This is a genomic window from uncultured Negativicoccus sp. (genome assembly GCF_902480485.1).
GTDB classification, from domain to species: domain Bacteria; phylum Bacillota; class Negativicutes; order Veillonellales; family Negativicoccaceae; genus Negativicoccus; species Negativicoccus succinicivorans.
In genome coordinates this window covers 19,390-29,864 of sequence record NZ_CABSTC010000009.1, presented here as the reverse complement: position 1 = coordinate 29,864, position 10,475 = coordinate 19,390, and the positions used below count along the sequence as shown (strand labels likewise).

Genomic DNA, 10,475 nt, shown 5'->3' with positions numbered 1-10,475 from the left:
CATCGCGCCGGTCTCGGCCGGGCCGATCCGATGCTCGGACTGGTTCGGGGGTGGGCTTCAGCGCCCCGACGCCGCCGCACGTTGCGGCAAGCGGAAAACCGTGACCGTTATCGCTCTACGCTTTTTCATAATAAACGAGATCTCACTCATCATAAAAGAGGGAAGATGTTTCCGATCTTCCCTCTTTTACTTTACCTCATTGCGTTCCGTCACGCCGCTTACTCTCACCCGTCATTTCTGCTTTCGCGAGTATTTGGCGAAGGGTGTCAATGCGGCGCTGTCACAAGGCCGTTCAGTTTTGCAGCAGGAAATCGCTCGCGACCGGAATTTGCTCTTTGCCGACGAGGTAATCCGCTAATTTGGTGAAGATGGTGTATCCGCCCGAACGAAAAGCCACGCTTTCCCACGTGAGCAGTTCTTCTTTATCAACGTCCCACCACTGCTCGGTGAGCGCCATGCCGTAATTGCGATTGGTGCTTTCCCGTTCGGGATAAATCGCAAGCGGTAACCACAGTAAATATTTGGCGCCTCGCGCGCGAGCCGTCGCCAATGCGTCGGACAGTTCCATTTCGCGGTAATCGCGCGCGATGCGTTGCGTTTCCGGTAAGACCGCCGCATAAATAGCGGTATTGCGATACGCTTGGATGATGCGCGGTGAAAGTCCCATGTCCGTTGCCAACGCGGGCGCGGCTACATAGATGTCGACCGGTCCCGATGTCGGCAGGTTCGCGGAAAATGTCCACGCCGCCTGGTAAAACGCCTCGTCCAAGAAACCGATCATCGTGTGCGGTATACCTTGTGACGGCGTGTGCAAACTCCAAGTGATCGAGTTGGGATTACTATGATAGCGATAATTCACCAAACGAAACAGGCTCGGAATCAAATCCGCTTCCATGCGGAAATTGACCGCGGGATATTGACCGATCGCTCGGCTGCCGAAAGAGTTGACAAAATCCGGCGCGGCAAACGTAATGACCCGCATTTGCGCGAGATCTCCCGACCCTTCACTGACTTTCTGTAAACCGATCAAGGTAGCCACTCCGCCGCCGAGACTGTGTCCGGTGAAAATAACGCGACCACCGTCGTTAGTACGCGCCACGGCTTCTCTGATTTGCGGCGCTGCCGACAAGCGTTGCGCGGCTTCCCAATATCCCTGATGCACGAAAATTTCAGGATATTGCGGAATCGGGATCATGTCATTACGGAGATTGGCTTTGAGATCAACTTTTTGCTCCGTTCCGGAAATGGCCACTACGTAGTAAGGATGACCTTTAATCTCCTGCGATGCGATAATGAAACGTTCATGACCGGTGTCGCCGGGGGTGACTTGCCAACCTGTTTTTTGCAATGTGGAAACGGGCAAACCGCTCCACTCCGATTGGTACGCCGCCAATGACGCGTAAGCCGCCAGCAACACTTCATTGCTGTTGACCCCCGCTTTGCTCATCATTTCCGCGCTGCGCGAATTCGGCGCCACGATCGAAACTTCATCCGCCGGAAACGGCGAAAGCATCACCGCGTCATGCGCGAAGGCCTGCGGCGCGATCCCGAGCAAGAAAACAACGGCTAAAACGTACGCATGGATTCTTCCCATCGCGTCTGCACCTCTTCCCATTCATTTTGCCGCGCCAACCAGGCTTGCGCCGTATGGATGGCGTCCGCGGTCGCGTTCCCCAATGGCAGTCGTCCCAAGAGCGCCGGCGTTAAATAACGGAAATCTCCTGCCAAAAGGGAAGCGAGTTGCGCCTTTACCCGATCGGTTTGAAGTATCCACCACAGCCACGCGGCCTTTTCCATGTCCCGCGGACGCATGACAAAAGCGCGGCCCGCCAGATATTTGCCGGCATGTTTCGCGGTGATGATCCCGACACGGTACCCGTCTTGCGTAGCGGCGATGACGACATCACCGACCGCGAGTGGTCCCGCGACTTCACGCGGCGCCGGTTCTTCCCGCGCCGCCATCGGCCACGGCCCGCCGTTGAGCGCCGCCATCAACGCCACGCCCTCTGTCGGTGCCGATTGCATCGGCAAGGGATCGGCATAGTGTTGCAATGTGGTTTCTTCTTGCGTCGTTTGCCAAGCCCGCCACGTTTCCGGCAAATAAATTTCCTTTTCCCATCGCCCGTCACTGAAACGCGCCATGCCGTAACGTTTTTCCTGCGTAGAATCCGGATGACCGATCCAATACAGTTTTTCATCATCGGCTCCGTAAAGGTACCACGCGCCCGCCGGCAGTTGCTCACGATCGCGAACGCCGTCAAATAAAAGCCACGCGTCGATGCGCGCCGCGGGACGGGTTTGCGTCAACGGTTGCAATTCTTCCGCCGTAGCCGCGTCCGAACCCACAAAGATATAGTCGAAATCATCCTCCGGAAGTGTTTCGAGCGTCGTCCATGCGTAGTAGGGGTACAACAACTGCAACTCCGCGGCAGCTTTCTCGTCGGCGGCGGTGGCGACAATTTTCGGCGCGCGCTGAAAAATCGTTTTCGCCGCGACAGCGTCACCCAAGTATCCGTCCGCATGCACCAAGAGGACATGCTCGGACTGATTCGCCTCTTCCCATACCGTCGTCAATGCCGGCCCGTAGCTTTTTTCCCGATAGGAACTGAAAAGCAGCGGCGGCGTTGCCATCGCCATGCCATAAACTTCAGGGTACTGTTCGGGGTCCGCCGGATACGGTCCGAATTTCTCGATCGTAAAAGAATGCAGCGCCGCGATAATCGTTTCTCCCGTCACGCCGTACTCACGATGATCGGCGCGCTGAAATAACACCTGATCAATTTCCCGCGCCCGCAATATTTCCGTATATATCTGCGATTCCGCGATGCCCAGCGCGCGAAAACGCTCCACCCGTTCCTGTCGTTGCATAATACCCTCGCTTTCTCCGCTTCCGTTTGTGATTATTATTGTACGAAAGCGCCAGTAAGCTGTCAAAGCGCAAAAAAAGGCCCGAAGGCCTTTTTACGCTACGTAAATTACATAATTTGAATGCCGCGGAATTGGAATTCCGGCGACAGCATGATGACGACCGAGTTGCCGGCAAACATGTCGCCGACATCATAGTAAATCAAAATGCCCTCGTTCTTTTGCGCATACACGGCCGCGATGTTTTGGAGCTGCGGCAGCATTTGTTCTACGGTCGCCGGCTCTTCATTGACCTCCAGCCAATGCGCATTTTTAAGGCTCACGATCGCGGGAGCAATGTCATTTATATGCGAACGATTGGCCACCAGCCAATTCCAAATCTCGTCCGCATACGCCTGCGCAGCGTCCACCTCCGCTTCGGTAAACGGTTCCACTGTCAGGAGAACAGGTCGCCCCGCCAACACTTTTTCCGTGATGAAGCCCGGCTCTACATACGACCAATCCATGCATCATCCCCCCTTATCCGTCATTATACCGAATCGGCGGGTTCTTGTCGAACACCAATCGGGCAAACATGGCGCAGCGGACAGCTTGCGCATAACGGACGACGCGCTTTGCAGACAAGCCGTCCGTGCCAAATGAGCCAATGGTGCGCTTGCGACCATTTTTCGCGGGGTATATTGCGCTCCAGTTTGCGTTCGACGATGGTCACGTCTTTGCCCCGCGCGAGCCCTAACCGATTGGCGACGCGAAAAACATGCGTATCGACGGCAATCGCCGGCTCGTCATAAAGAACGCTCACCAGCACATTCGCCGTTTTTTGACCGACGCCCGGAAGCGTCATGAGTTCTTTTTTTGTCCGCGGAACTTCCCCGTGATACTCTTCCAACAGTCGCGTGCAGGTGGCTAATAAATGCTGCGCCTTACTGCGAAAAAGGCCGCAATCGCGAATTTCTTCTTCCAGTTCCGCCTGTGTGAGTTGTCCCATCTTCGCCGGCGTGTTGAGCCGCGGAAAAATCCGCGCGGTGATTTTATTCACGCGCTCGTCGGTGCACTGCGCGGATAAAACGACCGCGACCAATAATTCAAAGGGCGAGTTGTAGTGAAGCGCCGTCTTACGATCTTTATACGTCGCTTCCAAAATCGTCAACTGCTCTTCGCGAATGGCCTTCGTAACGCGCATCTTACGCCTTATGCAGCAAGTAATCGTGCGCTGCCAGTGCCGCTTTCGCTCCGTCGGCGGCCGCGATCACGACTTGGCGATGCGGATAATCCGTGTTGTCGCCGGCGGCAAAAAGCCCCGGTAAGTTGGTCGACGTGTCACGTTTCACTTTCACTTCACGATTGTCACTCAATGCCAACTCCTGCGGCACGAAACCGTTATTCGGTTCGCCGCCGATTTCGACAAAGACGCCATCCAGCGGCAATTCCATAATCTCGTCGGTATCCGTATTTTTCAACTTCAAAGCGGTTACTTTTTTATCGCCGATGATTTCGATGGGAATGTAGTGATGCCATTCTTTGACTTTACCCGTGTCCTGCATTTTGGAAATCAAAAGCTCTGTCGCGCGCAAACGGCTGCGAATCAAAATATGTACTTCGGAAGCGATCCGCGCCATTTCAATCGCCGCCTCCACGGCGCTGTCTCCGCCGCCGACAATCGCGACTCGTTTATTGCGATAAAAAGGACCGTCACAGGTTGCGCAATAGCTTACGCCGCGCGCGGTCAAGGCTTCTTCGCCCGGAATACCGAGCGTGCGGCTGCGTTGTCCCGTGGCGATAATGGCGGATTGGCCTCGATAGGTTTCGCCATCGGACGTAACGGCGCTGTAATTACCGTCTTCATCGCGCGTTAATTGATCCACGCGCCCCGTGATCCAGTCGATCGGATATTTTTTCGCGTGATCCGTCATTTTTTGAATCAGTTCATACGCCTCGACATCCGGAAAGCCGAGATAGTTGTCGATGTCTTTGGTTTGCGTCATTTGACCGCCGATCAGTTCCGCGATCACGCCGACTTTCAATTCTTTGCGCGCCGCGTACATCGCCGCATTCAAGCCGGCCGGACCGCCGCCGATCACTAATACGTCGTACATCATAAAACCTCCCTGATAAATAGTTTTGTTCTATATCGAATATTTTCGTTTCTTTCTTTATTATACTCATTCTCGTTTGTTTGGGCAAGTCATCGCACCAAAAAAGCATGCCTTGCGGCATGCTTTTCAGCGTGACTTATTTTTTCGCGGCGGCGAATAATTCGTTGACAAATTTCCAGTTGATTACTTTAAAGAAATTATCGACATAATCCGCGCGTTTGTTTTGGTATTTCAGGTAGTAGGCGTGTTCCCAAACATCGACGCCGAGCAAAGGTTTCTGATCGTCCGCCAGCGGGTTGTCCTGGTTCGGTGTAGAAACGACCGCAAGTTTCTTGCCGTTCCAAACCAGCCATGCCCAGCCGCTGCCGAAACGTCCGGTCGCCGCTGCGCCGAATTCTTTTTTGAACGCATCGAACGAACCGAAATCTTTTTCGATTTGTGCTTGGATAGCGCCTTCCAGTTTGCTGTCTTTGACCGGTGTCATCATCTGCCAGAAAAGGCTGTGATTATAATGACCGCCGCCATTGTTGCGGATGGCTTGGCGAACTTCTTCCGGCGCGTTGTCCCAGTCGGCGACAATCTCTTCGATATCTTTAGCCGCCCATTCCGGTGCTTTTTCCAACGCTTTGTTTAAGTTCTTGACGTAGGTATCATGATGTTTATCATGATGGAACTGCATCGTTTCTTTGTCAATCACCGGTTCAAGCGCGTCATATGCGTAAGGTAATTCAGGTAATGTAAATGCCATTATTGTTAGCTCCTTTCACAGCTACTGCGAATAGTAAATGTTGCATTTACATTATAACCTGAAAACGGCAAATTGACTACTAATTTTTTCGATATAGTTTTTCTCACCCGCCAACTTTTCTTTTATTTCGTGCGTAACGCAATTTTTTGCAACACATCGCCGGGAGCATTTTCCGTATCGAGATGCAAAATAAGTTCCGCGATTTCAGCTGCTGCTTGCGCACCGATAATCGGAACGGCAAGACTGTCATATTTCGCACGAATTTCTTCGATGGTCATGGTGTTGGCGGGGTCGCCTTTCGGATATTCAACGAGCTTTGCCAGCGTCTCCCCGTTCTTTTTGACAATGCGTACACGGGATGCCAGCTTAGTCGGATCGTCCGCTTTAATTTGTTCGATTTCCGCCGAACGCTCCACTTTGATTTTTTTCATCACGTCGCGAATGGCGGTATCTTCGATCCCTTGCGGCGTGAAATGTTCGATGCCCACTTCACCGTAAACTAACGCGCAAGCCAGGCAGTATTGAATGCTGAATTTGCAGCCGTACGGTGTTTGCGGCGCCGCATTATTGATCAGGCTGTAGGTAATATCATTGACTTCCACGGTAATTTCCTGCATCTCTCCCAAATCGCATTCCTCGCGCAAGGTAATGCCCGCGAAAATGGCGGCGTGAGCGTGCTTACAGCAGGCATACGGTTTGAACGAGTTCTCGTCAATTTTGAATGTGCCGTTGCCGAGGCCATCGGTCAATTTACTCCAATGCGGATCGGGGGAAAGCGCTCTGCAAAATCCCTTTTCGCCTTCCAAAATATGCGTGGCGCCGGTAAAAGCGCGGTCGGAAATGTAGGCGGATAAAACGCCCGCGTAAGAGGCCTTGCCCGCGTGAATCGGTTTGCTCATCGCGCCTTCCGCCACAAATTCCCAAAGTCCCGCCGCCTGCGTGCCGGCGGTGCCGAGGTTATGCAACATCTGCCGGTCATTTAAACCGAGTGCGCGGCCGGCCGAGGCCGCCGCGCCGAAAATTCCCGCGGTGCCCGTCGTGTGCCAGAAATAGTACGATTCCGGAATAATCGTTTCCCCGACGCGGGCGCCGACTTCGTAGCCCGCCACTACCGCGGTGATGAGATCCCGACCGCTTTTGTGCTCGGCTTCCGTCACCGCCAACGCCGGCGGCACGACGACCGTCGCCAAGTGAATAATGGAGGCGTTATGCAGATCGTCAAAGTCAAGCGAGTGCGAGGCCGCTCCGTTTAAGAACGCCGCATCCCAGGCGGCGGTACGCAGCAACGGCGAAGTCAGCACCGTCGCCTGATCCGCGCCGGTATTTTGCCCCAAGACCGCGCGTAAAATTTGAATCGGCGTTTCCTGCGAGCCGCGAATGCAGACGCCCGCCCAATCCAGTATGCATTTTTTCGCATTCTGCACGGTCTCTTCCGCTAAGTCTTTGTATTGCAACCCGGCCGCGTAGCCTGCAAGCTGTTTGGTCAAGTCCATGCTGAAACCTCCTTAAAACGCCGGGTGATCTTGATGATATTCACCGAATTCTTCGCGCAAAACGCCGCAGATTTCACCGAGTGTCGCATAGGTTTTGACCGCTTCAATCAGACACGGCATAATATTTTCTTCGCTGCGCGCGACTTTGCGAACTTTGGCGAGCGCTTTTTCGACAGCGGCATTGTCGCGGGTTTCTTTCAATTTTTTCAGTTTCTCCATTTGCCGATCGCCGACGGCCGGATCGACTTGCAACAGTTGCGTGTGATGCTCTTCATCTTCGATGGCAAATTTATTAACGCCGATGACAGTGCGTTTGCCGCTTTCAATTTCCTGCTCATATTCAAATGCGTGGGTCGCCATTTCCTGCTGCATGTAACCCTGTTCAATCGCCGCGACTGCGCCGCCCATTTCATCGATCTTATGAATGTATTCGCGAGCTTCGCGTTCAATTTGGTCCGTCAAGGTTTCCACATAGTACGAGCCGCCCAGCGGATCGATGGTATCGGCAATGCCACTTTCAAAGGCGAGCAATTGCTGCGTACGCAGCGCAAGCGTTGTCGACTCGCGCGTCGGAATCGATTCCGCTTCGTCTTTAGCGCACAAAGCGAGCGATTGCGTACCGCCCAAAATGGCGGACATGGCCTGCCAGGCGATACGGATGATATTGTCGTCATCCTGCTGCGCGGTCAATACGGAGCCGGCGGTATGGACATGGAAACGCAACATCTGCGCTTTCGCTTTGGTCGCGCCGAAACGTTCTTTCATGATGCTCGCCCAGAGACGACGAGCCGCGCGGAATTTGGCGATTTCCGGGAAGAAATCCAAACCCGCGGTAAAGATCCACGAAATGCCCGGCGCAAACGCGTCCACATCCTGACCTGCTTTCAATGCCGCTTCTATGTAGGCGATCGCATTGGCGAACGCAAAGGCGATTTCCTGCACCATCGACGCGCCCGCTTCGCGGATATGGTACGCGCCGACGGAAATCATGTTCCAATGGGGAATTTCCTGCGAGCAATACGAGAATGTATCGGTTACCAAGCGCATTGACGGACGCGGCGGGAAGATATACGTACCGCGCGCGATGTACTCTTTCAAAATATCGTTTTGAATCGTGCCGCGCAAATCTTTGGCGGCGATGCCTTTTTTCTCCGCGGTCGCGACATACATGGCGAGAAGTACGGCGGCCGGCGCGTTGATCGTCATGGAAGTGGACACTTTATCGAGCGGAATACCGTCAAAAATATCTTCCATATCCTGCAACGAATCGATCGCGACACCGACTTTGCCGATTTCGCCCTGCGCCTGCGGCGAGTCGGAATCCAAACCGATCTGCGTGGGCAAGTCCATGGCTACCGATAAACCGGTCTGGCCGGCTTGCAATAAGTATTTATATAACGCGTTGGTTTCTTCGGCCGTCGCGAAACCGGAATACTGCCGCATCGTCCACAGGCGACCTCGATACATCGTCGGCTGAATGCCGCGCGTAAAGGGATAGGCGCCCGGAAAGCCGAGTTTTTCATTGTAATCCAGATCCGCAATATCTTGCGGTGTATATAAACGATTGGCGGCAAATTCCTGCCGCTCCGGAAACCGCGAAGTCGCTTTTTCCACGCGTTCTTCATAGGATTGTTGCGCTTCGGCAAAACGCTTTTCATCATACTTCATGATTCATTTCCTCCTTTATCGTCTTCATACAGCGAGCGGCAATGCATGTCCTTATGGTTTTGGAAATGCAACGCCAGCGTAAACGCGTGCGCGAGATCTACCGGTTCGTGCCCGCCGTCGGCCAGTGCATGTTTGACATACTCTTCCAGCAACGGTCGATAGTCCGGATGCGCGCAGTGCGTGATAATTTCGTGCGCCCGTTCAATCGGTCCCATGCCTCGGGTATCGGCTACGCCCTGCTCAGTGATGAAGATCTGGCTGTCGTGCTCCGTGTGATCGACGTGGCTTACCATCGGCACCACTTTGGAAATCGCACCGTGCGCGCCCGTCGACGGCGAGGTGAAGATCGAGAGATAACCGTTGCGCATGTAATCACCCGAGCCGCCGATCCCGTTGATCATCTTACGACCGGAGGCGTGCGTCGAATTCGCCTGCCCGTAAATATCAAATTCAATCGGGGTATTGATCGCGATGACGCCCAAGCGGCGAATGACTTCCGGATGGTTGGAAATATCGAGCGGCCGCAAAACCAGCGCTTTTTTATACAGCGCCGGATCTTCTTTAAACATTTTCCACACCGTCGGCGACGGCGTAAACGCGCAACCGGAAGCGCCGACGATATGGCCGTCGCGGATCAGATGGAAGACCGCGTCCTGTAAAATTTCCGAATACATCGTCAAATTGTGGAACCGTGATTTTTTCAATCCCATCAAAACGGCATTGGCGATCGTGCCCACACCGGACTGAATCGGCAGCATTTCTTCCGGCAAACGTCCGTGCTGCACTTCATTTTCCAAAAAATCGACCAGGTATTCGGCGATCTTGATCGTGTCTTCGTTCGGCGCTGCGAGATCGCGCACATGGTCCAAAATGTCCGATTCGACGATCGCGTCGATACGGTCCAAACCGCATTTCACATAGGGTGAACCGATCCGATCCGACGCTTTATAAATCGGAATTTCGCGCCGACGCGGCGGTTTATCCAAAATGACAATGTCGTGCATCCCTTCCATTTCCAACGGAATGGAAGTATTGACTTCGACAATAATTTTTTTGGCATGTTTCACAAACATCGGTAAATTGCCCACGCCCGAGCCGAGCACGAAGTCACCGTCTTTGGTAATCGCCGCGGCTTCCACGATCGCGACATCGACATCACCGAAGAAACCGTAATCCACCTGCTGCGCAAATTCGCTCAAATGCAAATCAATGTACCGAATCTCCCGCTCATTGATGCCTTTTTGCATCGTGCGGTTGCTTGCCGCATAGTAGGGAATGCGCTCATACACGCCGTGCACTTGCGCGAGTGCTTCTTCAATCTCCGGTCCGACCGACGCGCCGCTCCAAATCGCAATCCGGCATTTTTTGCCGTTTTTAATTTGCTCGGCCAGCGCCAGTGTCGTCTTCTTCGGATCCCCCGACGGCGTAACCCCCGCCACACCGACATGCATGCCGTCGGTGATTAAAGACGCCGCCTCCTCCGGCGTGACCACTTTTTCAAATAGACTCGGATGACGTAATCTGCTTGCATCCAACATGTCCTCGTCTCCCTTCTGTCTTATTGATTTCATCGTAGCAGTGAATTATTTATTTATAAAATATTTG

At 53.6% G+C, this 10,475-nt stretch carries 9 protein-coding genes; all 9 read right to left on the bottom strand.

What is annotated here, in order from left to right:
- Positions 1 to 292: 292 nt before the first annotated feature.
- Positions 293 to 1,594, bottom strand: coding sequence for a lipase family protein (locus tag RDN69_RS01400; RefSeq protein WP_288218160.1), 1,302 nt, complete (start codon positions 1,592 to 1,594; stop codon positions 293 to 295).
- A complete protein-coding gene (locus tag RDN69_RS01395; protein ID WP_273260349.1) occupies positions 1,567 to 2,868 on the bottom strand; it encodes a hypothetical protein in 1,302 nt (433 codons plus the stop codon). The genes RDN69_RS01400 and RDN69_RS01395 overlap by 28 nt, the downstream gene beginning before the upstream one ends.
- 107 nt (positions 2,869 to 2,975) lie before the next feature.
- Entirely contained in the window at positions 2,976 to 3,371 is a 396-nt protein-coding gene (locus RDN69_RS01390; RefSeq protein ID WP_273260352.1) for a hypothetical protein, read from the bottom strand.
- A 23-nt stretch (positions 3,372 to 3,394) separates the two neighbouring features.
- Positions 3,395 to 4,048, bottom strand: a complete 654-nt coding sequence (nth, locus tag RDN69_RS01385; protein ID WP_273260354.1) for an endonuclease III — start codon at positions 4,046 to 4,048, stop codon at positions 3,395 to 3,397.
- Position 4,049: 1 nt separating this feature from the next.
- Positions 4,050 to 4,964 carry an NAD(P)/FAD-dependent oxidoreductase gene (locus RDN69_RS01380; RefSeq protein ID WP_273260356.1) on the bottom strand — a complete coding sequence of 305 codons (915 nt, stop codon included), beginning with the start codon at positions 4,962 to 4,964 and terminating at the stop codon, positions 4,050 to 4,052.
- A gap of 133 nt (positions 4,965 to 5,097) precedes the next feature.
- Positions 5,098 to 5,709, bottom strand: coding sequence for a superoxide dismutase (locus RDN69_RS01375; protein WP_273260358.1), 612 nt, complete (start codon positions 5,707 to 5,709; stop codon positions 5,098 to 5,100).
- A gap of 122 nt (positions 5,710 to 5,831) precedes the next feature.
- Positions 5,832 to 7,202: an MmgE/PrpD family protein gene (locus RDN69_RS01370; RefSeq protein ID WP_273260360.1), complete on the bottom strand. Its 1,371-nt coding sequence runs from the start codon at positions 7,200 to 7,202 to the stop codon at positions 5,832 to 5,834.
- A 12-nt stretch (positions 7,203 to 7,214) separates the two neighbouring features.
- Positions 7,215 to 8,870, bottom strand: coding sequence for a methylmalonyl-CoA mutase (locus RDN69_RS01365; protein WP_273260362.1), 1,656 nt, complete (start codon positions 8,868 to 8,870; stop codon positions 7,215 to 7,217).
- Positions 8,867 to 10,408, bottom strand: coding sequence for an acetyl-CoA hydrolase/transferase C-terminal domain-containing protein (locus RDN69_RS01360; RefSeq protein ID WP_288218159.1), 1,542 nt, complete (start codon positions 10,406 to 10,408; stop codon positions 8,867 to 8,869). The genes RDN69_RS01365 and RDN69_RS01360 overlap by 4 nt, the downstream gene beginning before the upstream one ends.
- Positions 10,409 to 10,475: the final 67 nt, after the last annotated feature.

Bases quoted from the DNA above. Each gene is read 5' to 3' on its own strand.
- RDN69_RS01400 (WP_288218160.1), bottom strand. From the start codon at position 1,594: ATGGGAAGAATCCATGCGTACGTTTTAGCCGTTGTTTTCTTGCTCGGG.
- RDN69_RS01395 (WP_273260349.1), bottom strand. From the start codon at position 2,868: ATGCAACGACAGGAACGGGTGGAGCGTTTTCGCGCGCTGGGCATCGCG.
- RDN69_RS01390 (WP_273260352.1), bottom strand. From the start codon at position 3,371: ATGGATTGGTCGTATGTAGAGCCGGGCTTCATCACGGAAAAAGTGTTG.
- nth (WP_273260354.1), bottom strand. From the start codon at position 4,048: ATGCGCGTTACGAAGGCCATTCGCGAAGAGCAGTTGACGATTTTGGAA.
- RDN69_RS01380 (WP_273260356.1), bottom strand. From the start codon at position 4,964: ATGATGTACGACGTATTAGTGATCGGCGGCGGTCCGGCCGGCTTGAAT.
- RDN69_RS01375 (WP_273260358.1), bottom strand. From the start codon at position 5,709: ATGGCATTTACATTACCTGAATTACCTTACGCATATGACGCGCTTGAA.
- RDN69_RS01370 (WP_273260360.1), bottom strand. From the start codon at position 7,202: ATGGACTTGACCAAACAGCTTGCAGGCTACGCGGCCGGGTTGCAATAC.
- RDN69_RS01365 (WP_273260362.1), bottom strand. From the start codon at position 8,870: ATGAAGTATGATGAAAAGCGTTTTGCCGAAGCGCAACAATCCTATGAA.
- RDN69_RS01360 (WP_288218159.1), bottom strand. From the start codon at position 10,408: ATGTTGGATGCAAGCAGATTACGTCATCCGAGTCTATTTGAAAAAGTG.